The organism is Herbidospora yilanensis (assembly GCF_001570565.1).
In the GTDB taxonomy this organism is placed as follows: Bacteria; Actinomycetota; Actinomycetes; order Streptosporangiales; family Streptosporangiaceae; genus Herbidospora; species Herbidospora yilanensis.
Genome location: NZ_BBXE01000041.1, coordinates 45,368 through 65,845, shown reverse-complemented (window position 1 = coordinate 65,845; position 20,478 = coordinate 45,368). Strand labels below are relative to the sequence as shown.

Sequence of the window (20,478 nt, the reverse complement as noted above, 5' to 3'; positions counted from 1 at the left end):
CCAGATCATGACCATGCGATGCGCGGTGAACGGTGGTAGTCGACCCCCCATCGGTCCCAGACGGTCGCCATCGGGGCGAGGCGGGCCGCGAACGCGTCGAACGAGCGCTGCGACTGCGGGGTCCAGGCGACCTCCGCGATGGCCGGGAGCCGGGGGAAGGTCAGGAGTTCGACGTCGTTCATGGTGACGACGGTCTCGGTCCACAGGGCCATCTCGACGCCCTCGATCCGGTCTTCGCCGATCCCGTCGATCAGGGTGGCCGGGTCCCAGTCGTAGGCGTCGTCGACCTCGGTCGTGCCGGCCCAGGTCTGGCCGATCCTGGTGGTGTCGTCGTACTTCATGTCGAGGTAGACGCGGCTCGCCGGGGACATGATGACCTTCGCGCCCTGGGCGACCGCGCGTTCCACGTCTTCGGGCCCGCCGTTGGTCTGCCAGTACTGGACCAGCGAGTTCGGCGGCAGGACCGTCGCGCCCGCCTCCTGCCAGCCGACGACCTCCTTGCCGTTGGCGGTCACCGCCCGGGTGGCGAGTTCCACGATCTGGGCGTACTCGCGCTCGCTCAGCTTCTCGACCTCGTCGCCGCCGATGTGCAGGTGGTGGCCGGGGGTGAGGGCGGCCAGCTCCCTCAGCACGTCGTTCAGGAACCGGGCGGTCTCCGGTTTGCCGGGGCACAGGGCCGAGAAGCCGACCTTGATGCCCGTGTACGGTTCGGGCGCCACCCCGTCGCAGGTGAGCTCCGGGTGGGAGGCCAGCGCGGCGTTGGTGTGGCCGGGCACGTCGACCTCGGGCACGACCCGGACGAACCGCTCCTGGGCGTACCGCACGATCTCGCGGTAGTCGGCGGCCGTGTAGAACCCGCCGGGGCCGCCGCCCACCTCGGTCGAGGCGCCGACCGTGGTCAGGCCGGGCCAGCCGGGGACGGCGATGCGCCAGCCCTGGTCGTCGGTCAGGTGCAGGTGGAGCACGTTCAGCTTGTACGCCGCCATCAGGTCGAGGAACCGTTTGACGTCGGCCACCGGGCGGAAGTGGCGGGCGACGTCGAGCATCGCGCCGCGCCAGGCGTAGCGGGGCCGGTCGCTGACGCGCACCCCCGGGACGGCCCGCTCGCGGGCGAGCTGGCGGAAGGTCTGCGCGCCCCGGAACAGTCCCTCGGGGGTGGCCGCGCTGATGCGGGCGCCGTCGGGGTCGACGGTGAGCTCGTAGCCCTCGCGGCCGGCCTGGGGGGCGTCCAGGTCGAGCCTGATCCGTCCCGTGGGGCCGGTCGCGAGCTCCAGGCCGGTGTCGGCCCTGATCCCGCCGACGAGCTGGGCGGCGACGGCCGTCTCGGCCGAGGTGACCGTGTCGCCGGGTTCGAGGGTGAAGCCCTCCTCCAGCCGGGTCACGGAGGCGGGGTAGGGCACGAGGGAGAGCTGCCGGGATTCCGCCGGAGTCCCCGAACCACACGACGTCACCAGTATCACCAGTCCCAACGAAAGCCGCCGCCACACGACCCTCATTGGATCACGTGACGGCGGCAATAGGAAAGTTTCTTTAACGTTATCCGGTGAAGACGTGGTCGACCAGGCGGGCGGTGGCCTTCCCGGAGTCGTGCGGGGCGTACGTGCGGGTGAAGGCCGCGTGGCGGTCGGCGAGCCGGACCGAGACCGAGTCGATGGTGCGCAGCACCTCGACCACCTCGGCCGAGCTGGCCAGGCGCGGGCCGGGCCGCTGGGCCTCCAGGTCGAGGTAGAGGCCCCGGTTGCTCTTGTACTTGTCGATGTCGGGCGTGAACAACACGACCGGCCGCCCGGTGGCGACGAAGTCGAACACGCAGGAGGAGTAGTCGGTGACCAGCACGTCGGCGATGACCAGCAGATCGGCCATGTCGGGGTAGGTCGTGACGTCGATCGCGAACCCGCCGAACGACTGGACGTGCGGGAACGCCTGCATCATGTGCCCGCGGACCAGCACCACGTGGTCGTCGCCCAGCGCCCGCTGCGCGTCGGCCAGGTCGAGCTTGACGGCCGCGTTGCGGCGGTCCCAGTCGCGGAAGGTGGGCGCGTACAGGACGACCCGCTTCCCCTCCGGGATGCCCAGCCTGCGGCGGATGGCCGGGGCCAGCGCGTCGCGGTGGAACAACACGTCGTTGCGCGGGTTGCCGCACTCCAGCAGCTCGCCCTCGTAGCCGAACGCCTTGCGCAGCACACCCGACGCCCACGGCGACTGGGAGATCAGCAGGTCCCACTGACGGACCTCGGTGGTCTGCCGGGCGTACACCGGCGGGCGCGGCTCGCGCCGCATGTGGGGCAGGTCGCGGCCGATGTGCTTGACCGGGGTGCCGTGCCAGGTCTGGACGTAGACCTGGTCGTCGCGGGCCCGGAACCACGGCGGCAGGAACTGGTTGGCCACGATGTAGCGGGCGCGGGCCAGGGCCTCGTAGTGCTCCCGGCTGCCCTCCCGAACGACCGTCGGCACGATGCCCTCGCCGAGACCGAGCTCCGCCGAGCCCGGGGGCACGAAGGCGCCGTCGCGGACGACCCAGATGTGCTCGCCCTCGTCGCCCCGGCGCACCCGCTCCTCGTAGATGGCGCGCGGATTGTCGGAGTAGGACCGGCCGTCGAAGGAGGCGTAGACGGTGGCCTGGCGGATCGGCTTGGCCTTCTCGGCCGGGTAGAAGGTGCGGCTGAGCGCCCACACCCCGGCCGCGCTGCGCTCGTCGCCGGGCCGCTCCTCGGCCGCCACCAGGACGGGCACGTCGTAGCGGGTGGCCACGAACCGGTAGACCCGGCCGCCGGCCGTGCGCTGCTCCTCGTCGATGGTGTCGAGGGCGGCGTGGTCGACCCGGACGGGGACCATCGCGGGGCCGTACTTGCCGGGCGGGGCGACCGACATGGTCCAGGTGCCCTCGACCAGCGGGGTGGTGTCGCCGAAGCGGGGCATCGCGCCGGGCGCGAACTCCACCTCGAAGGCGGTGCCCTCGCGGCGCAACGGCACCCGGTAGGTCAGCCCGCCCCGGTGCCGCAGCACCAGGTCGCGCTCGCCGGCCTCGGCCGGGTATTCGCCCCGCAGCTTGAGCGCGCCGTCATGCCAGGCCATCGTCTTGATGACGGGCAGCACCTTGTGGCCGGAGATGACCACGCGGTCGCGCCGGTCGCCCTGGACGGTGATCTCGCGGTCGCCCAGCAGCAGCCGGGTCTCCGGAGTGCCCTCCAGCATCACCGAGGCCGCCGGGTCGCCCTTGGGCTCGACCCAGAGCCGCCGCGCGTCGGCGGTCAGCAGGGTCTGCACGCTCAGCGAGAGCGAGAAGACGCTGCCGCCCTCGGCGGGGGTGAACTCGGCCGGCATGCGGTGGCCGCCGACGCGGGCCTTGCCCTTGCTGACGGGACGTCCCGGCAGGAAGCCGGTCAGCTCGATCTGCTCGCCGTCGAGCTTGACGCCGGTCAGCTCGGCCCGGGTGGGCTGGAGCACAACCTGGAGCGCCTTGTCGGAGGTCCAGACGGGCCGCACCCACCAGCGGTCGCGGGTCCGGCGCCCGGCGGGCCGCTCGACCCGGCCGATCGACGGGCCGCGCAGCACGCCCTTGGCGCGGGCGGCCCGCGACCAGATCACGATCTCGGCCCGCCAGGTCGTGGTGTCCTGGACGGTGTGCCGCCGCTTGAGCATGCGCTTGCCGCCGCGGACCAGCGCCCGCACACCGGCCCGCCAGCGCAGCGAGAACGGGTTGAGCTCGGCCTGGAAACCGGCCCAGTCGTAGTTGCAGCCCGGCTCGCGGGCGTCGTGGGTGGCCTCGGGCCGGAAGACCCGGGTGGTCTTCAGGGTGACCGGCGGAAGCCAGCGCGGACCGCGCAGGACCACCGTCGCCCGGTTGAAGCGCCGCGACCGCACCGACAGACCGGCCAGATAGGCGTGGCCGGTGATGCGGAGTCTGCCGCCTTCCCAGGTGATGTCGTCGATCTGGGTGACGGGCACCATGTCGGCGGGGCGCAGGCGCAGCAGCGACTGGTCGGGGACCTCCACGGGGAGGTCGGCGTACCAGCGCAGGCCCTTGCGGACGCGGCGGGACGGCTCGGCGGCCGCGGCGGCCAGCTTGGCCAGCGCGTCGCCGTCGGCGAGCGCCTTGGTGTCGGAGGTCTCCACCAGGTGGAAGGCCACCCGGCGGCCGACCGGCAGGTCACGCTTGACCTTCGGGTCGACGGTGGCCAGATAGGGGCGCAGCACCTCGATGGCCTGGGCCCTGCGGGCGGGCCCGCGCTTGGCGGCGGCGTCGAGCCGGGCGCCCAGGCAACCGGCCAGCACCTCGGCGTCGAGCCGGGCACGTTCGGCGCCGCTCAGGCCCTCTGCGCGGATGAGCTCCACCAGGGCGTCGAGTGGCTCGCCCCGGTCATAGAGCTCCTGGACAGCCCGCAGTCGATCGGCGACGGAATCGCCCTGGCGAGCGGGTGTCATAAGGGGGCACCACCCTTCGGATGACCGGTGTTTCAGAAATGGTAATGCCGGTTAAAGGGGGATTCCGTCCCATCGTGCCTCACGCATCAATGCGCGTTCCCCTTTCACCGGTGTTCCTTCCGTACGCCACCTGCGGAGACATTCGGCCTCCAAGCCCGGCGGCGGGCTCCCATCGGTTCTGATCACGCGCCACCATGAGACGGCTCCGCCCCACGTGGCCATCACCCGCCCCACCTGCCGGGGCCCGCCTTCACCGAGATATTCGGCCACGTCGCCGTACGACATGACCTTCCCGGGCGGAATCCGGTCGACCAGGTCGAGGACCCGGTCGGCGAACGGCGGCGGGTGTTCGTTCATTGGCTCCAGCTCGTCGGTCCGGCGTAGAGGAGGTCCTCCAGCTTGCCGAACTCGATGTCGCCCTGTTCCAGAATTCCGTCGCGGACGCCGTAGACCTCGCCGTCCTCACCGACCAGTCGCCCGCCCAGCAGCTCGGCGACGCGCGCCAGGTGGGCGAGGTGCCAGTCGGATTCGGGCGAGCCGAACAACCGGCCCGACCACTCGGCCACCCGGTGGCCGTCGTCGCCGTGCCGCGCGACGACCTCTCCCGCCTCGGCCGATCCGCGCACCTCTAGGTCGGAATGGCCCGACAGCGCCCGGACGAGTTCGGCGTAGGCGAGCGCTGATTCACGCTCGACGCGCAGCTCGTAACCCATGAGGCGCGACGATAGCGAACCTTTGCCCCTTGTTGTGATGAGAAAGGGCAAGTTTCCCTCTAAGTCGTCATCTCCTTCTGCGGGCCAGCAGTCCCGCGAGAAGGCCGAAGGCGGCCAGGCTCAGCACGGCTCCCGCGCCGAAGACCCACAACCGGAGCGGGTCGGGGCCGGGCGGCTGCGGACCGGCCGACTTCGGCCCCCCGCCGAAGTAGACGTCGCCGGCGACCGGCACGGTCTCCTGGTATTTCGCCAGCTCACCGGCCCGGTTCAGCGCCTTGCCCGCGTTCACCACGCCGAAGCCGACCTTGTCGTCGTAGCCGTTCCCGGGGTGGGGCCCGGCCGAGTCGGACATCGACCGGGCGACCAGTTCGGCGGGCAACCGGGGGAATCTGGACCGGATCAAGGCGGCCACCCCGCCCACGAGGGCACTCGCCGCCTGGGTGCCGTTCACCGCCAGCGGCCGGCCGCCCGCCTGGCCCGCCGGGATGCGGACGCCCGGCGCGGCGACCAGGACCGAGAGGTTGTCGGAGCTGGCCGGGGCGCGCACGCCCGCGTCGTCGACGGCGGCCACCCCGATCACGCCGGGGAACCCGGCCGGGAACTGCCAGTAGGAGGTGCCGTTGGTGGTGGACGAGGGCCACTGGCCGATGTCGCCCGCCCCCGAGACGATCACCACGTCGCGCTGGAGGGCGTAGGCGACGGCGTCGCGCTCGACCCGGCCGACGCCGAAGATGCCCATCGGGACCACGATCACCTGGGCGCCGTGGTTGACGGCATAGCGCACGCCGCGGGCGATCGGGCTGTCGAGCGGGGCGCCCTGCGCGCCCTCGGGGTCGACCACCCCTCCTTCGAGGGGCATCGAGGTGATCGGCACCGACAACACCGTGGCCTCGGGCGCGGTGCCCTGCCGGCCGCCGCCGGCGCCGTTCCCGGCGACCAGCCCGGCCAGGACGGTCGAGTAGTCGTTGGTGCGCATCTCGTCGCCCTCGAACAACGTTCCCGTCATGTCGGGGGCCTGGACGACGCGGCCCTTGAGCTCGGCCGGTTCGCCGACGCGGTCGTGGAGCAGCGCCACCGTCACCCCGGCGCCCCTGGTCTGGGCCCAGGCGGCGTCGACGCCGAGGTCGTCGAGGGGCGCCGGGGCCGCCGCGACGGTGAGCAGCGCGGCCACCGCCAGGGCGGCCGCCCTCAGCATTCGTTCCCCTGGGTGCAGCGCGGCACCTCGGGCTCCTCGCCCAGCGACCGGGCCACCCGGCCGCCGAGGGCCTGCGCGGTCGGCCACAGCTCGCTGTGCAACAGCTCCTCCTGCGGGATCGCGTCACGGGTCCGCCCGTCGGTGTACCCGGCGGTGTAGAAGACGATGTACGGCCCCACCCCGACCCAGCCCGACCGCTGCCGCTGGGCCGCGCCGAACAGGTCGGTCACGGTGCCGGGGAAGGCCACCGGCCGCACCCCGACCCGGTCGTCGATCGGCAGCTTGGCGGCGGCGGAGGTGCGGGCTTCCTCGTCGGCCATGACGGCCACGCCGATGGTGATCGCGAAGGCGCCCGACTGGTCGACATAGGTCGCCCGGAGCAGCGACCGGCACGACACCTCGCGGAAGACCGAGGCGACCGATCGGTCGACCCCCGCCCAACAGGGGATCTCGGGCGCGATGCCGACCCGGCGGGCGAACTGCTGCGAGCGGGCCAGGCCGACGTATTCGAGCTCGTCGGGGAAGACCATGGACGCCGGCCAGTCGTGCCAGCGCCGCGCGACGTCCTCTTTCACGTAGTCGGCGCGTTCCTGGCCGGTCAGGGGCCGGGAGCGGGTCTCCTGGACGATGCCGACCCCGGCGATCACCGCGTTGACGGCCGCCACCAGCACCGCGGCCGTCAGCAGGCTCGTGACGATGCCCCGGCGGCGGATGCCCTTCTCGAGCTCCCGCCGCTCGTTGGCTGCCTGGACCGCCGCCGCGCGCCCGCGTGTGGCCGGCCATGGGCGCACCCGCGTTCGCTGGGCTCGCGGCTGCTGTGGCGACATTCCTCAATGTTACGCCGAAGACTCCATACGCCAACGATTCGGTAGAGGTCTCCTAGGTGGCGATTTCTGGTGAAGCCTCCCTGCGCCGCGCTCTGCGGGCGCAGACGACGATCACGGCGACGCTGCCACCTGCCCCGATGAGCCCGGCGACGCCGGCCGCGCCGTAGAGGGTGATCATCCGGTGGTCGCGCCGCACCATGGCGATCGGCTGCGGGGAGGCGGTGGAGAAGGGGCGGTCGGGATTGTGGGCCTCCTTCCCGGAGGCCGTCGGTCTATGCCCGGCGAGCCGGGCGGCGGCGGCCAGCGCGCGGCCGGCGTTCACCACGCCGAAGCCGGTGCCGGTGTTGTAGCCGGCGCCTTTGGGTGCGACGGCGGAGCCGGCGAGCGCCTGGGCCACCAGCGCGGGTGACATCTTCGGATATTTCGCTTTTATCAAAGCGGCCACACCCGACACCAGAGCCGTCGCCTGCGACGTGCCCCGGCCGACCCAGTATTCGTCGCCGGGCCCGGCCCCCAGGATGTCGACCCCCGGCGCGGCCAGCATCACCGAGGCGTTGCGGGTGGAGAAGAAGGCCCGCCGCATCGTTCCCGTCACCGCCGCGACCGAGATCACCCCGGGCAGCGAGGCCGGGTAGGAGTAGTGGCCACCGGTGTCCTCGGCGCCGTCGTTCCCGGCCGCCGCGACCAGCACCACGTTGTTCGAGATCGCGTACGCCACCGCGGCCCGATCGTCCTCCGTCGCGGCGCCCTTGGCGATCGACAGGTTGATCACGTCGGCGCCCTCTTCGACGGCGTGGCGGATGCCCCTGGCCATCACGCCCTCGTAGCGCTCGTCCATGTTGAACGTCTTGAAGCCCGGCTCGTCGTCCTCAAGGATCACCCGGACCGACAGGATCTCGGCCTCCGGGGCGACCCCGACCACGCCGTCCCGGCCGCCGGGACCGTGGCCGTGGCCGGCGATGAGGGAGGCCATGTAGGTGCCGTGCAGCCGCTGGGGCCGTACGCCGGGCGGGTTGGCGCCCTTGGTGAAGTCGCGGCCCACCCGGACCGACCCCGCGAGGTCGCGATGGCCCGGGTCGACGCCCGAGTCGAGCACCGCCACCAGCACGCCGTCGCCCTTGGTCTCGCGCCAGGCCTGGTCGATGCCGATCATGCCGAGCGTGCCGGTCTGCCCGCCCCGGACCCCGTCGGCGTAGGCCGGGACGGCGAGGAAGAGCAGCGGGAGCGCCACCGCGAGGGCCCGGATCAGCACAGGAAGCCCTCCGATTCGCAGGTCGCGCGCGCGGGCGTGACGAGGCCGCGGGCGATCTGCTCCGACAACTCGTCGGTGAAGGTGAACATCGAGGTCAGCGGCCGGTCCAGGGCCTTGGCGGGACGGCCGTCGGCCTGCCCGGCGGTGACCATCACGAGATAGGGCCCGGCGCGGTGATAGGTGCCGTACTGGCGACCGGCGGCGGTGAACCGCTCGGTGGCGGTCTTGGCGAAGGCCAGGGGCCGCAGGCCGGGCGAGGGGCGGTGTTCGCGGGGCAGCGCGGTGGTGGCGGCCATCACGGCGGTGTCGTCGCGGAAGGCGGCCACCCCGATGGTCACCACGACGCCCTCGACGGCGTCGAGATAGGTGGCGCGGACGAGGCCGCGGCACCCGGCCTCGTCCATCGGGGCCCGGAGCGCGGCGTCGACGGCCCGCGCGCAGTCGGTCTCGGGGCCGATGCCGACCCGGCGGGCCACCTCACGGCCACCCTGCTCGGAGGTGTAGGCGAGCCGTTCGGGGAAGATCCGGCCGGCCGGCCAGGTGCGCCAGCGGCGGGCCAGTTCCTCGGCCGCGGCGGCGCGGCGCTCCTGCTTGGTGGGGCCACGGGTCAGCTCGGTCATCGCCGAACTGACCCCCACCCCCGCGACGACCGCGCAGCTCACGGTGAGGGCCGACGCCACGACGAGCGCCGGCCAACTGCGTCTTTCCGTCACGGACCGACTGTAACCGGGCCAGATGGGTCGTATCAGTAAGTCGGCTGAGACGGGTCTACCGTCTTGACCCAGCTCAGCACGCCTCCACCCACGTGGACGGCGTCGGCGAACCCGGCGCTCTTCAGCACCGCGAGCACCTCGGCCGAACGGGCGCCCGACTTGCAGTGCAGGACGATCTTCTTGTCCTGCGGCATCTTCTCCAGGGCCGAGCCGTTGAGGAACTCGCCCTTGGGGATCAGCGTGGCGCCGGGGATGTTGACGATGTCGTACTCACCCGGCTCGCGCACGTCGACGAGGTAGATGTTCTCGCCGTCGTCCTGCCACTTCTTGAGTTCGAGCGCGGTGATCGTCGACCCCTGCGCGGCCGCCTGGGCCTCGTCGGAGACGACGCCGCAGAACGCCTCGTAGTCGTCGAGCAGCGCGGTGACCGTGGGGTTCTTGCCGCACAACACGCACTCGGGGTCTTTGCGGACCTTGACGTCGCGGTACTTCATCTCAAGCGCGTCGTAGATCATCAGACGGCCCACCAGCGGGTCGCCGATGCCGGTCAGCAGCTTGATGGCCTCGTTGACCTGGATCGAGCCGATCGAGGCGCAGAGCACACCGAGCACGCCGCCCTCGGCGCAGGACGGCACCATGCCGGGAGGCGGGGGCTCCGGGTAGAGGCAGCGGTAGCAGGGACCGTGCTCGGCCCAGAAGACACTGGCCTGGCCGTCGAAGCGGTAGATCGAGCCCCACACGTAGGGCTTGCCGAGCAGCACCGCCGCGTCGTTGACCATGTAGCGGGTGGCGAAGTTGTCGGTGCCGTCGACGATCAGGTCGTAGCCCGAGAAGATGTCCATCACGTTGTCGGTGGTGAGGGCCACATTGTGGATCACCACGTTGACGAGCGGGTTGATCTCGCGCACGGTAGCCGCGGCCGACTCGGCCTTGAGGCGGCCGACGTCGGACTGGCCGTGGATGATCTGGCGCTGCAGGTTCGACTCGTCGACCACGTCGAAGTCGATGATGCCGAGCGTGCCCACACCCGCCGCGGCGAGGTACATCAGGGCGGGGGAACCGAGGCCGCCCGCGCCCACACACAGGACCTTGGCGTTCTTCAGCCGCTTCTGCCCGGTCATCCCGACGTCGGGGATGATCAGGTGGCGCGAGTAGCGGCGCACCTCGTCGACGGTGAGCTCGGGGGCCGGCTCGACCAGCGGTGGCAACGACACAGTTCCACTCCCGTTTCAGGGCGTTCGAGGGTAAGGCTCGCGCCCCCGCGGGGGCGCGCTCCACATCACAACCTAACCGGCGCGTCCGCGCATTCCCGAATCAGCGCACGGGCCTCGCGGGCGACGATCTGAGGGGACTCCATCTGGGCCACGTGACCCGCCCAGGGCAGCGTCACGATGCGGACGTCCCGGAAGACGCGGGAGGCGCGGCTGGCCATGCGCGCGTCGACGATGCGGTCGCGGCGCCCGTGGATGACCAGGGTGGGGGCCTCGACCCGGGCCGCCTCACGCCAGAGGTCGGGCCGGAAGTACTCGCGCACGATGCCCCGGGCCGAACCGATCATGGCCGAGGCGGAGTAGGGCAGGTCGTCGCGGCGGCGCAGCTCCTCGATCGCGGCGGCCAGCCGGTCGGGGTGCACGCAGTCGAGGTCGCCGTAACACATGGAGATGGTCGCCTGGATGCGCTTCTCCGGCGGCACGGCCACCGACATCCGCCGCACCACGAACTCGGCCACGCCGGGCACCGCCGACAGGGCCACCCGCGCCGGGCCCACCCGGGGCAGCAGGTCGGGCAGCGCCGGCGAGACCAGGGTCAGGGACTTCACCAGATCGGGCCGCCACGCGGCCACCCGCACGGACACCGCCCCGCCCAGCGAGTTGCCGAACAGGTGGACCGGCCCGCCCACCCATTCGATGAAGCGCACCATGGCCCGCGCGTGGGCGGACACCGAGTAGTCGCGGTCTTCGGGCTCGGGTGACCACCCGGCGCCCGGCAGGTCGGGCGCGAACGTGCGCACCTGGTCTTTGAGCAGGTCGGACAGGTCGGTCCAGTTGGTCGCCGAGCCCGCCAGGCCGTGGATCATCACGGCCTTTTCCCGGGGCCCGTCAGGCGTGGATCGGTAATTCAGCCGCAGATCGCCAAGATCGGCCCGGTCGCTCGGCCAGTCGGGCACCGGGCCCGGAATCTCCGGGGGAATCGGGTTTGTCACGTCACGTCCTCCCGCCGTTTACGGACAATCCACCCCATCGTACTCCATGACTACGCTAAGTGACCGCAAAGGCCGGATACTGCCCGTTTTGTCACGCTGAGTGAGGACATAACACGATCAGGCACCAGCCAATCACAAGGAGTAATTGATGCAGCTCAAGAAGCTCGCCAGCACCCTGGCTACCGCCGCCCTCGTCGGCGGCGGCGCCGTCCTCGCCCTCGCGACTCCCGCCGCCGCCGGCGACGGTGGCTACGAGTGGTCGGGTGACGACTGGGGCCACGGCCACGGCCACCACGGCCACCACCACTTCCACAACCACACCTGCGTCTTCAAGGTGCGGCACGGCTCGCACCACGCCGACCCGAAGCTGCACCACGGCGCCTTCCCGGCCGGCCGGTTCCGTCACTACATCCGGGTGCACCACCGTCCGCACCACCACAGCCGGATCGTCGGTTACCTGCACGCGGGTGGCTACACCATCGGTAAGTGCCACCCGGTCCGCGGCCACCACGGCGGCTGGGACGGCGACGGCGGCGGCTGGGACGGCGGCGGCGACGGCGACTGGGGCGGCAACTGGGGCCACGGCTTCCACGGCGGCCACCACTTCCACAAGGTCAAGTCGCACTTCAAGCGTCACCGCTGGAGCCCGCGTACCGGCTTCACGGAGGGCTGGCACCTCCACAAGCAGTACCGCTGGCACCGCAACTAGCAGGACCTGATCACGGAATGACCTGAGTGGTCTTCTGAGATCCCGGCGACGATCGTGCCGCGATGACTCCGGTCATCGCGGCACGTTTCGTTTGGTCACGCAGGGTTATCACCCAGAGCACCACATTGATTACTGGGAGTGATGATGATAACCCGTCTGACTGGTATCGCCGTCGCGGCGGCCCTCGCCTCCGGCACCCTCGTGACCGCGGCGGCCACCCCCGCGCACGCGGAGGCCTGCTCCTATCAGCTCATGAGGGGCGCCAAGAGCATGTTCAACGCGGCCGCCCCGGTCCATACGGAGCCCAACGTCAGCAGCAAGATCGTTGACGACCTCTACAACCTCGGCGACTTCATCACCGGCAGTTGCCGGCTCTTCGGCGAGGGCGGCAAATGGCGCCGGGTCGTCGGCGTCGGCAACGGCCGCGTGGGCTACACCCAGGACGCCTACCTGAGGAGAGGCAACAGGTTCGAGCTCGACCTCTGACGCGACGAGCGCCGCTAAGCGGTCTTGCGGGCCTTCTTCTTGGGCTCCGCCTTCTTCTTCTGGGCGCCCTCGCGCTCGCGCTTCGCGGCGTCGACGCTGGCCCGAAGGGCGGCCATGAGGTCGACGGCGGGGCCCGCCTCGGCCGGCGCCTCGACCGGCACGACCTCGCGCCCGGCCACCTTGGCGTCGATGACCTCCTGGAGCGCCTCTCTGTACGCATCCTTGTACTCGCCCGGGTCGAAGTCGGCCACCATCGTCTCGATCAGCGACTCGGCCATCTTGAGCTCCTGCGGGCGCAGGTCGATGTCCTCGTCGAGGAACGGGAAGTCGGCGGTGCGCACCTCGTCGGGCCAGAGCATCGTCTCCAGGACGAAGATCCCGTCACGCACCCGCAGGGTGGCCAGCGACTCGCGCTGGCGCAGCGCGACCTTCACGATCGCGACCTGACCCGACCGCTCCAGGGCGTCGCGCAGCAGCACATAGGGCTTCGCGCCCTGGGCGTCGGGCTCCAGGTAGTAGGACTTGGCGAAGTAGATGGGGTCGATCTGCTCCACCGGGGTGAACTGGAGGACGTCGATGCGGCGGGAACTCGACAGCGGCAGGTCGGCGAAGTCGTCGTCGGTCAGCACCACCATGTCGCCGGTGGGCAGTTCGTAGCCCTTGGCGATGTCGGCGTAGGCGACCTCTTCCCCGTCGACGGTGCACACGCGCTTGTATCGGATGCGGCCGCCGTCTTCCCGGTGCACCTGGTGGAAGGAGACGTCCTTCTGCTCGGTCGCCGAGTAGAGCTTCACGGGGATCGTCACCAGGCCGAACGAGATGGCGCCTTTCCAGATGCTGCGCATAGCCACATTCTCGTCTCTGTGTTCGAATATCGCCATGCCGGGATTCGGATGACTTACCTAATGGGCACATACCCCCTGTGGCACTGCCATACCCGGTCGAACCGATGCTCGCCGTACCCGGCCCGCTGCCGTCGGACGGCTCCCGTTACGTGGTCGAGGTCAAGTGGGACGGCATCCGGGTGATCGCCTACCTGGAGGGTTCGCCGCGGCTGTTCGGCCGCAAGGGCGTCGACGTCACCGGGCGTTATCCCGAGGTCGGCCGCCTGGAGGTGCCCGGCCACTCGGTGGTGCTCGACGGAGAGGTCGTCGCGTTCGGCCACGACGGGAAGCCGTCGTTCGAACTGATCCAGCGGCGCATGCACGTCGGCGACCCGGGCGCCCATGGGCTGCTGCGGGTGGTGCCGGTGACGTACATGCCCTTCGACCTGCTCGCCCTCGACGGCGAGGCGCTGCTCGACCGGCCCTACCACGAGCGGCGGGCACGGCTGGAGTCGCTCGGGATCGCGGTCGCGCCCACCTTCCCCTGCCACCCCGACGTCGTGGCCGCCACCCGGGAGCAGGGGCTCGAAGGCGTGGTGGCCAAGCACGTCGACTCGCGTTACCGGCCGGGCACCCGGTCACCCTGGTGGGTCAAGGTGAAGAACATCCGCGAACGGGAGGTCGTCATCGGCGGGTGGCGGCCGGGCCGGGGGCGGCGGTCGGGCGGGATCGGGTCGCTGCTCATGGGCGCCTTCGGGGCCGACGGCCTGGTCTTCCTGGGTCATGTCGGCACGGGGTTCAGCGACGCCGCCCTCGACGAACTCTTCGCGCTGCTCGCGCCGCTGGAGATCACGCGCGGCGCGTACACAAGAGAACTGCCCAGGGAGATCGCCAGAGGCGCGCACTGGGTGCGCCCGGAGCTCGTCGGCGAGGTCACCTACGCCAACCAGACCGCCGAGGGCCGCCTGCGCGCCCCCTCCTGGCGCGGCCTGCGGCCGGACAAGATCCCGGCGGAGGTACGGCTGTGAAGAAGGTCCCCGTCCAGGTCGAGGGACGTGACCTGGTGCTGAGCAACCTCGGCAAGACGCTCTACCCCGAGGCCGGGTTCACCAAGGCCGAGGTGATCGACTACTACACCCGCATCGCGCCGGTCCTGCTCCCCCACCTGCGCGGGCGCCCGCTGACCGTGAAGCGCTACCCGAACGGCGTCGGCGGGGCCTTCTTCTTCGAGAAGAACGCGCCCGCCCACACTCCCTCATGGGTCCGCCGGGTACGCCTGCCCGTCCCCGGCAGCACCAAAGACCGCGAGACCATCGACTTCGCGATCGTCGACGACCTGCCCACGCTGGTCTACTACGCCAACCTGGCCGCCCTGGAACTGCACGTGCCCATGTGGCGGGTGTCGGGCGACGGCGACCCGCTGCCCCCCGACCTGCTGGTCTTCGACCTCGACCCGGGGGCCCCGGCGACGATCGTCGAGTGCTGCGAGGTGGCGCTGCTGCTGCGCGACACCCTGGCCGACGAGGGACTCGACTGCTTCGCCAAGACGAGCGGCAACAAGGGCATGCAGCTCCACGTGCCGTGGACCTCCGAGGTCAACACCTCGCAGTTCGCGAAGGCGGTCGCCGAGCGGCTCGCCCGCCGGCACGACTTCGTCACCGCCGTGATGGCTAAGCGGGAACGCCCGGGGAAGGTGTTCATCGACTGGAGCCAGAACAACCCCGCCAAGACCACCGTCGCCGTCTACTCCATGCGCGCCAACCCCCAGCCGACCGTCTCCACCCCACTGACCTGGGCGGAAGTAGCCGAATGCGACCACCCCGACCAGCTCAGGTTCACCACGTCCGACGTGCTGGCCCGGGTCGAGGCGTGCGGAGACCTGTTCCCGTAGTGTGGGCCGAGAGGAGGACGCCATGTCCGAGACAAGCGAAGAGCGAGACGCCGACGACCGAAGGCCGGCCGTGGCCCGCGCCGGCAATCTGCCGCAGACACCCGACGCGCCCGAGGCCGACGTCGCCGAGCAGAACCGCCCCCTCGACGACGAGCCCGAAGAGAGCCCCTGGCCGGAGGATCTGCCCCTGGAGGCCGACCCGGCGGACACCGCCGACCAGAACCGGACATATGCCGACGACGAGGACGACTATCGCTGACCTGGTGGCCCAGCCGTAGGATGGGGGCCGCCGAAAGCGAGACGCGGACGGCCGAAGGCCGGCCGTGGCTCGCGCCGGGAACCTGCTCGAACAAGCCCGCGTGCAAGGAGAGGCCGTGACCGCAACCCCGGACGCCAAGCCCCGGGGCACCCGGCTGCCCCGGCTCGCCCGCCGTCGCCAGCTGCTCAGCGCCGCCCAAGAGGTCTTCGTGGAGAACGGCTACCACGCGGCCGCCATGGACGAGATCGCCGAACGGGCCGGTGTCAGCAAACCCGTGCTCTACCAGCACTTCCCGGGCAAGCTTGAGCTCTACCTGGCACTGCTCGACGTCCACGTCGACGACATGGTGTCGCGCTGCAAGGAGGCGCTGGCCTCCACGACCGACAACAAGCAGCGTGTCCAGGCCGCCATCGGGGCGTTCTTCGACTTCGTCTCCAGCCAGGGCGAGGCCTTCCGGCTGGTCTTCGAGAGCGACCTGCGCAACGTCGCGGCCGTGCGCGAACGCATGGAGCGCTCGCTGCGGCAGAGCGCCGACGCGATCGCCGAGGTGATCCAGGAGGACACCGGCTGCTCCAGCGAAGACGCCCACCTGCTCGGCGTCGGACTCGTCGGCATGGCCGAGGTGAGCGCCCGCTACTGGCTGACCAGCGGCGGCGCGATCCCGAAAGACGCCGCGGCCGGGCTCATCGCCCGTCTGGCCTGGCGCGGCATCGGCGGATTCCCGCGCACGACCTAGACGCCCCCTGGTTACGCCCGCCGCGATCAGCGCTCTGCCGGAGCGATTTCCGGGGCCACGATGGAACCCTCTCGAAAGGGGCCCAGATGGAAATCAAGATCGGCGTGCAGTCGGTGCACCGTGAACTCGTCGTCGAGACCGACCTCACCGTCGAGGAGATCGAGACGGAGATCCGCAACGCGCTCGCGGCCGACCGCGGCGTCTTCTCCATCACCGACGTCAAGGGAAACCGGGTGATCGTGCCCGTCGCGGCGCTCGGCTTCATCGAGATCGGCGAGGGGGCCAGCCGTTCGGTCGGGTTCGGCGGCACTCTCTAGATAAAACGCCATCGGGCGCCGCTTTTGGACGGCGGCGCCCATTGGCTTCTCTAACGGGGACCGTGGATACAGCCCGGCGGACGTCTGCGTGGGATGTGTGCGTCGTCCCTGCGTCTGCTGATGGTCGGGCATCCTGAGCTCGCCCTGCGCAACACGGCGCGGGAGGCCCATCGGTTCGGTCCACATCTTGTCAAGGAACTGCCGTAGCGGCGCGAGGCCCTCATAACTCGCACGGTACAACCCCATGGCGCCTTCACGCCTCTCGATCATTACTCTGGGACGCCTGATTCAGCCTCCGGGGGTGAGCCCGAGCGCCGACATCCGCTTGCCGTGCTCCTCTGTCAGCTGGGCGAACATCCGTCCGATGGCGGCCAGGTCGTCGCCGTCGACCAGCAGCGCGGCCAGTTCCGGCCGGGCCGTGGCGACCCGGTGGGCCTGGCTCAGCGCCTCGCCGACCAGCCGCCGCGCCCACAGGGCCAACCGGCCGCCCAGGCGCGGATCGTCCTCCAGGGCCTTCCTGACGCGCTCGACGACCAGTTCCGAGCGGGCCTCGTCGGCCAGCGCCTGGTCGACCAGCTTCTGGGTCTCCTCGTCGACCCTGCGCGCCGCCACCCGGTAGAAGTCGCCGGCCAGCCCCGTGCCCACGTAAGCCTTCACCAGGGCCTCGTACCAGTCTCCCGGCTGGGTCTGCTCGTGCCAGGCGTCGAGGGCGTCGGCGAAGGGGGCCATCGCCTCCTCGGGGTCGGATCCGAGGTCGGCGATCCGGTCGCGGACCAGCCGGAAGTGGCCGTATTCGGTGGCCGCCACGTCGCCGAGCGCCGCCCTGTCGGTCAGCGAGGGGGCCAGCACGGAGGCGTCCTGCGCCATCCGGAGGAACGCGGTGAGCTCGGCGTAGGCGAGCACACCCAGAAGGTCGACGACACCGGGCCGGGAAATGGTCATGGCAGCAGGGTAGGGCCAGGGTCTCGCGCAGAAACATGCGAAACACGCCGCAAATCGGTGAGCAGCTGTGGTATCGAGTAGACTGCTCGGTGAGAAGTGCGACCGCACTGTGTTGATCCGGGGTATCTGTTCCCGGTAACCCCCAGAGAGTTTGGCTGCGCGCGGTCGCGTACGACGTCGAAGGCGCCTTTCGTAAGGACCCGGCACGCGAGCCCGTTTGGTCACGAAACCGCCTTCGCCACACGACTGAGGCAGGCGACGATTACGACGTTCCGAGACCTGGGTGTCATCCCAGAGATCGCCGATGCCCTGGAGACCGAGGGCATCGTCTCACCCTTCCCAATTCAGGAGATGGCTCTCCCCCTCGCGCTGTCCGGCCAGGATGTCATCGGCCAGGCCCGCACCGGCACCGGCAAGACCTACGCCTTCGGCGTCGCGATGCTCCAGTCCGTCGGGAAGCCACGCAAGAACCGCAAGAAGCCCCGGGGCCTCGTTCTGGTCCCGACCCGTGAGCTGGCCCTCCAGGTGACCGAAGACCTCGTCCTGGCCGCCGGGAAGCTCGGCTCCCGCATCCTGACCGTCTACGGCGGGCGCGCCTACGAGCCGCAGGTCGAGGCGCTCAAGAGCGGCGTCGACGTCATCGTCGGCACCCCGGGCCGGATGCTCGACCTGATCAAGCAGAAGCACCTCGACCTCAGCCAGATCACCATGATGGTGCTCGACGAGGCCGACCGGATGCTCGACCTGGGCTTCCTGCCCGACATCGAGCGCATCATCAAGCTGGTGCCGGAGCAGCGGCAGACCATGCTCTTCTCGGCCACCATGCCGGGCGAGATCGTGGCGCTGTCGCGGCGTTACCTGACCCGTCCCATCCACGTGCGCGCGGAGACCACCGAGGCGGAGAACGACGCCCCCTCGCAGGTCACCCAGTACGTCTACCGCACCCACCGGATGGACAAGATCGAGATCCTGGCCCGGCTGCTGCAGGCGGAGGGACGGGGTCTCACGATGGTCTTCTGCGAGACCAAGCGGGCCTGCGACATGGTCCACGAGCAGTTGCGCGACCGAGGGTTCGCGGCGGCGGCCGTCCACGGCGACCTCGGCCAGGGCCAGCGCGAGCAGGCCCTGCGGGCGTTCCGCAACGGCAAGATCGACGTGCTGGTGGCCACCGACGTGGCGGCCCGCGGCATCGACATCGACGACGTCACCCACGTCGTCAACTACGACCTGCCGCAGGACGAGAAGACCTACGTCCACCGCATCGGCCGGACCGGCCGGGCCGGTCGCACCGGCGTCGCGGTGACGTTCATGGAGTGGACCGAGATGACCCGCTGGAAGGTCATCAACAACGCGCTGGGCCTCGGCAACCCCGAGCCGGCCGAGTCCTACTCCAGCTCGCCCCACCTGCTCGAAGAGCTGCGCATCCCGCCGGGCACCAAGGGCGTGCTGCCGCGCGCCAACCGCTCGCGGGCCGGCCTCGACGCCGAGGAGATCGAAGACCTCGGCGAGACCGGCCGCACCCGCAGCCGCCGCGACAAAGACCGTGATCGCGACAGAGACCGCGACCGGGACCGAGACAGGGACCGAGACAGGGACCGCGACAGGGAGAAGGACGAGCGCAGAGAGCGCCCGGCCCGCAACCGCCGTCGCACCCGGGGCGGCCACGCGTCCGACGAGGTCGCCGAAACCGTCACTGAAACCGTCACCGAGACCGTCGCCGAAGTCGTCGACGTCGTCGAGGTTCCCGAGGCGGTCGCCCCCTTCGAGGGCGACATCCTCGATCCGATCCACGATGAGATCCACGATGAGATTCACGAAGTTGAGGAAGAGGTGGAGGTGACTCCCATGGAGACCACCCGGCCGGCCGAACCCGAGAAGATCATCCCGGCCAGCCCGTTCGCGATCGTCTTCCGTTCGCCCGACCTGGCCACCGAAGACGACCTGCCCGCGCCCTCGGCAGCCACCGAGCGCAAGGCCCAGCGCGGCAACGGCCGTCAGTCCGGCTCCGGCGGCAACCGCCCGCGCCCGCGCCGGAACTAGCTCGAACACCGCAGGGCTCCGCTCATCTGCGGCGCCCTGCGGGTTTCAGTATCGTGGCTTCACGTGAGTACGCCGAGATTCCTGGACCTGCCACCCGGGGTGAGCCCCAAGCGGATCGAAACCCCTGAAGGGGTGTTCGCCGCCCTGGAGGCCCTGCCCGGCAGCGGCCTGCCCGACCGGTGGCCGGCCCTGCTGGTGCCCGGCTACACGGGCAGCAAGGAAGACTTCCTCTCGGTGCTGCAGACCCTGGCCCAGGCGGGCCGCCGTGTAGTGGCCGTCGACCTGCGCGGCCAATACGAGACACCGGGCCCCGACGACCCCGCCGCCTACACCCGCGCGGCCCTGGGCCACGACGTCGACTCCCTGGTGGCCGTCGTGGGCGGCGGAGAGCCCGTCCACCTGCTGGGCCACTCGTTCGGTGGTCTGGTCACCCGCGAGACCGTGCTCGACGGCACCGGCAAACTGGCGTCCTACACGCTCATGAGCTCCGGCCCGGCCGGGATGGTGGGCGCCCGCGAGCTGGCCGGCCGGCGCATGCTGGAGAAGATGCCCCACCTCGGCCTCGAAGCCATGTGGACCGAGAAGATGGAGCCCGACGCCCTGCGCGCCGGCGTTCCCGAGGAGATCGTGGCCTTCCTGCGCCGCCGGTTGTTCGCCAACTCGCTGGTCGGCCTCGAATGCATGGGCAGGGCGGTCCTCGACGCCGACGACCGCGTCGACGAACTGGCCGAGACGGGCCTGTCGATGCTGGTCCTCTATGGGGAGCACGACGACGGCTGGCCGCCGAGGCTGCAGGCCGAGATGGCCGACCGGCTCGACTGCGAGTGCGTCGTGGTGCCGGGGGCGGCCCATTCACCGGCCGTGGAGGCCCCGGAGACGACGGCGGCCGCGCTCACCCGTTTCTGGAACGCGGCCGAGAGCACCATGCTGGCCCGCTGACAGGGCC

21 protein-coding genes are annotated in these 20,478 nt (G+C 70.9%); 9 read left to right on the top strand and 12 right to left on the bottom strand.

Features of this window, described 5'->3' with window-relative positions; translation table 11 throughout:
- Positions 1–5: 5 nt before the first annotated feature.
- From AW273_RS31140 to AW273_RS31100, 10 genes are all read right to left on the bottom strand, one after another.
- Positions 6–1,496 (bottom strand): beta-N-acetylhexosaminidase, encoded by a 1,491-nt coding sequence (locus AW273_RS31140; protein ID WP_083950183.1) that lies wholly within the window; start codon positions 1,494–1,496, stop codon positions 6–8.
- Between the two features lie 40 nt (positions 1,497–1,536).
- The gene (locus tag AW273_RS31135) at positions 1,537–4,425 is read right to left on the bottom strand and encodes a CDP-glycerol glycerophosphotransferase family protein (RefSeq protein ID WP_083950182.1); all 2,889 of its coding nucleotides are present in this window, start codon (positions 4,423–4,425) and stop codon (positions 1,537–1,539) included.
- 51 nt (positions 4,426–4,476) lie between these two features.
- On the bottom strand, positions 4,477–4,782 hold the full coding sequence (locus tag AW273_RS36685; protein ID WP_083950181.1) for an MGMT family protein: 306 nt from the start codon (positions 4,780–4,782) through the stop codon (positions 4,477–4,479).
- Positions 4,779–5,138: a hypothetical protein gene (locus tag AW273_RS31130; RefSeq protein ID WP_062356077.1), complete on the bottom strand. Its 360-nt coding sequence runs from the start codon at positions 5,136–5,138 to the stop codon at positions 4,779–4,781. The genes AW273_RS36685 and AW273_RS31130 overlap by 4 nt, the downstream gene beginning before the upstream one ends.
- Positions 5,139–5,205: 67 nt before the next feature.
- On the bottom strand, positions 5,206–6,333 hold the full coding sequence (locus AW273_RS31125) for a S8 family serine peptidase (RefSeq protein WP_062356074.1): 1,128 nt from the start codon (positions 6,331–6,333) through the stop codon (positions 5,206–5,208).
- Positions 6,327–7,124, bottom strand: a complete 798-nt coding sequence (locus tag AW273_RS31120; RefSeq protein ID WP_083950180.1) for a hypothetical protein — start codon at positions 7,122–7,124, stop codon at positions 6,327–6,329. The genes AW273_RS31125 and AW273_RS31120 overlap by 7 nt, the downstream gene beginning before the upstream one ends.
- A gap of 88 nt (positions 7,125–7,212) precedes the next feature.
- A complete protein-coding gene (locus tag AW273_RS31115; protein ID WP_232327687.1) occupies positions 7,213–8,412 on the bottom strand; it encodes a S8 family serine peptidase in 1,200 nt (399 codons plus the stop codon).
- A complete protein-coding gene (locus AW273_RS31110; RefSeq protein WP_232327686.1) occupies positions 8,406–9,125 on the bottom strand; it encodes a hypothetical protein in 720 nt (239 codons plus the stop codon). The genes AW273_RS31115 and AW273_RS31110 overlap by 7 nt, the downstream gene beginning before the upstream one ends.
- Before the next feature lie 32 nt (positions 9,126–9,157).
- The gene (moeZ, locus tag AW273_RS31105; RefSeq protein ID WP_062356064.1) at positions 9,158–10,339 is read right to left on the bottom strand and encodes an adenylyltransferase/sulfurtransferase MoeZ; all 1,182 of its coding nucleotides are present in this window, start codon (positions 10,337–10,339) and stop codon (positions 9,158–9,160) included.
- A gap of 65 nt (positions 10,340–10,404) precedes the next feature.
- Entirely contained in the window at positions 10,405–11,292 is an 888-nt protein-coding gene (locus tag AW273_RS31100) for an alpha/beta fold hydrolase (protein ID WP_269750273.1), read from the bottom strand.
- 184 nt (positions 11,293–11,476) lie between these two features.
- On the opposite strand from AW273_RS31100, the gene AW273_RS31095 reads away from it, so the two are divergent.
- The gene (locus tag AW273_RS31095) at positions 11,477–12,037 is read left to right on the top strand and encodes a hypothetical protein (RefSeq protein WP_062356061.1); all 561 of its coding nucleotides are present in this window, start codon (positions 11,477–11,479) and stop codon (positions 12,035–12,037) included.
- Positions 12,038–12,178: 141 nt separating this feature from the next.
- A complete protein-coding gene (locus AW273_RS31090) occupies positions 12,179–12,523 on the top strand; it encodes a hypothetical protein (protein WP_062356058.1) in 345 nt (114 codons plus the stop codon).
- Between the two features lie 14 nt (positions 12,524–12,537).
- Here AW273_RS31090 and ku read toward each other — a convergent pair whose 3' ends face one another.
- Entirely contained in the window at positions 12,538–13,368 is an 831-nt protein-coding gene (gene ku, locus AW273_RS31085; protein ID WP_062356054.1) for a non-homologous end joining protein Ku, read from the bottom strand.
- 77 nt (positions 13,369–13,445) lie between these two features.
- Here ku and ligD (AW273_RS31080) point away from each other — a divergent pair, with 77 nt between their 5' ends.
- The 5 genes from ligD (AW273_RS31080) (at position 13,446) to AW273_RS31060 (ending at position 16,550) form a co-directional block, all read left to right on the top strand.
- Complete coding sequence (gene ligD, locus AW273_RS31080; protein ID WP_232327685.1) at positions 13,446–14,375, top strand: non-homologous end-joining DNA ligase; 930 nt, start codon at positions 13,446–13,448, stop codon at positions 14,373–14,375.
- On the top strand, positions 14,372–15,238 hold the full coding sequence (gene ligD / locus AW273_RS31075; protein ID WP_062356052.1) for a non-homologous end-joining DNA ligase: 867 nt from the start codon (positions 14,372–14,374) through the stop codon (positions 15,236–15,238). The genes ligD (AW273_RS31080) and ligD (AW273_RS31075) overlap by 4 nt, the downstream gene beginning before the upstream one ends.
- Positions 15,239–15,260: 22 nt before the next feature.
- The gene (locus tag AW273_RS31070) at positions 15,261–15,497 is read left to right on the top strand and encodes a hypothetical protein (protein WP_157556360.1); all 237 of its coding nucleotides are present in this window, start codon (positions 15,261–15,263) and stop codon (positions 15,495–15,497) included.
- Positions 15,498–15,612: 115 nt separating this feature from the next.
- Positions 15,613–16,233, top strand: a complete 621-nt coding sequence (locus tag AW273_RS31065; RefSeq protein ID WP_030451799.1) for a TetR/AcrR family transcriptional regulator — start codon at positions 15,613–15,615, stop codon at positions 16,231–16,233.
- An 86-nt stretch (positions 16,234–16,319) separates the two neighbouring features.
- The gene (locus AW273_RS31060; protein WP_062356046.1) at positions 16,320–16,550 is read left to right on the top strand and encodes a DUF3107 domain-containing protein; all 231 of its coding nucleotides are present in this window, start codon (positions 16,320–16,322) and stop codon (positions 16,548–16,550) included.
- A gap of 288 nt (positions 16,551–16,838) precedes the next feature.
- On the opposite strand, the gene AW273_RS31055 is transcribed toward AW273_RS31060, so the two are convergent.
- A complete protein-coding gene (locus AW273_RS31055) occupies positions 16,839–17,492 on the bottom strand; it encodes a ferritin-like fold-containing protein (RefSeq protein ID WP_062356042.1) in 654 nt (217 codons plus the stop codon).
- Between the two features lie 351 nt (positions 17,493–17,843).
- Between AW273_RS31055 and AW273_RS31050 the strand changes: the two genes are divergently transcribed.
- On the top strand, positions 17,844–19,532 hold the full coding sequence (locus AW273_RS31050) for a DEAD/DEAH box helicase (RefSeq protein WP_198168450.1): 1,689 nt from the start codon (positions 17,844–17,846) through the stop codon (positions 19,530–19,532).
- A 63-nt stretch (positions 19,533–19,595) separates the two neighbouring features.
- On the top strand, positions 19,596–20,471 hold the full coding sequence (locus AW273_RS31045; RefSeq protein WP_062356039.1) for an alpha/beta fold hydrolase: 876 nt from the start codon (positions 19,596–19,598) through the stop codon (positions 20,469–20,471).
- The last annotated feature ends 7 nt before the right edge of the window (positions 20,472–20,478 follow it).

Excerpts from the sequence above, each read along its gene's own strand:
- AW273_RS31140 (WP_083950183.1), bottom strand. The coding sequence starts at position 1,496 with ATGAGGGTCGTGTGGCGGCGGCTTTCGTTGGGACTGGTGATACTGGTG.
- AW273_RS31135 (WP_083950182.1), bottom strand. The coding sequence starts at position 4,425 with ATGACACCCGCTCGCCAGGGCGATTCCGTCGCCGATCGACTGCGGGCT.
- AW273_RS36685 (WP_083950181.1), bottom strand. The coding sequence starts at position 4,782 with ATGAACGAACACCCGCCGCCGTTCGCCGACCGGGTCCTCGACCTGGTC.
- AW273_RS31130 (WP_062356077.1), bottom strand. The coding sequence starts at position 5,138 with ATGGGTTACGAGCTGCGCGTCGAGCGTGAATCAGCGCTCGCCTACGCC.
- AW273_RS31125 (WP_062356074.1), bottom strand. The coding sequence starts at position 6,333 with ATGCTGAGGGCGGCCGCCCTGGCGGTGGCCGCGCTGCTCACCGTCGCG.
- AW273_RS31095 (WP_062356061.1), top strand. The coding sequence starts at position 11,477 with ATGCAGCTCAAGAAGCTCGCCAGCACCCTGGCTACCGCCGCCCTCGTC.
- AW273_RS31090 (WP_062356058.1), top strand. The coding sequence starts at position 12,179 with ATGATGATAACCCGTCTGACTGGTATCGCCGTCGCGGCGGCCCTCGCC.
- ku (WP_062356054.1), bottom strand. The coding sequence starts at position 13,368 with ATGCGCAGCATCTGGAAAGGCGCCATCTCGTTCGGCCTGGTGACGATC.
- AW273_RS31070 (WP_157556360.1), top strand. The coding sequence starts at position 15,261 with ATGTCCGAGACAAGCGAAGAGCGAGACGCCGACGACCGAAGGCCGGCC.
- AW273_RS31060 (WP_062356046.1), top strand. The coding sequence starts at position 16,320 with ATGGAAATCAAGATCGGCGTGCAGTCGGTGCACCGTGAACTCGTCGTC.
- AW273_RS31055 (WP_062356042.1), bottom strand. The coding sequence starts at position 17,492 with ATGACCATTTCCCGGCCCGGTGTCGTCGACCTTCTGGGTGTGCTCGCC.
- AW273_RS31050 (WP_198168450.1), top strand. The coding sequence starts at position 17,844 with ATGGCTCTCCCCCTCGCGCTGTCCGGCCAGGATGTCATCGGCCAGGCC.